Raw genomic sequence first — 246 nt, 5'->3', positions numbered from 1 at the left:
AGGTCTGTGGGAAAACATCGTTTCTCTGGACTTCCGTTCGCTGTACCCGTCTATCATCATCACCCACAACGTTTCTCCGGACACCCTGAACCGTGAAGGTTGCCGTAACTACGACGTTGCGCCGGAAGTTGGTCACAAATTCTGCAAAGACTTCCCGGGTTTCATCCCGTCTCTGCTGAAACGTCTGCTGGACGAACGTCAGAAAATCAAAACCAAAATGAAAGCGTCTCAGGACCCGATCGAAAA

At 50.4% G+C, this 246-nt stretch carries 1 protein-coding gene; it reads left to right on the top strand.

Annotated elements, in window-relative coordinates; translation table 11 throughout:
- On the top strand, positions 1 to 246 hold a 246-nt coding region (locus tag SB751_RS33935; protein ID WP_410749487.1), incomplete at both ends, for a DNA polymerase domain-containing protein.

The organism is Cupriavidus sp. SIMBA_020 (assembly GCF_046535395.1).
In the GTDB taxonomy this organism is placed as follows: domain Bacteria; phylum Pseudomonadota; class Gammaproteobacteria; order Burkholderiales; family Burkholderiaceae; genus Cupriavidus; species Cupriavidus campinensis.
Note: the sequence above shows the minus strand (reverse complement) of the source record. Positions and strands in the feature narration are given on the sequence as shown.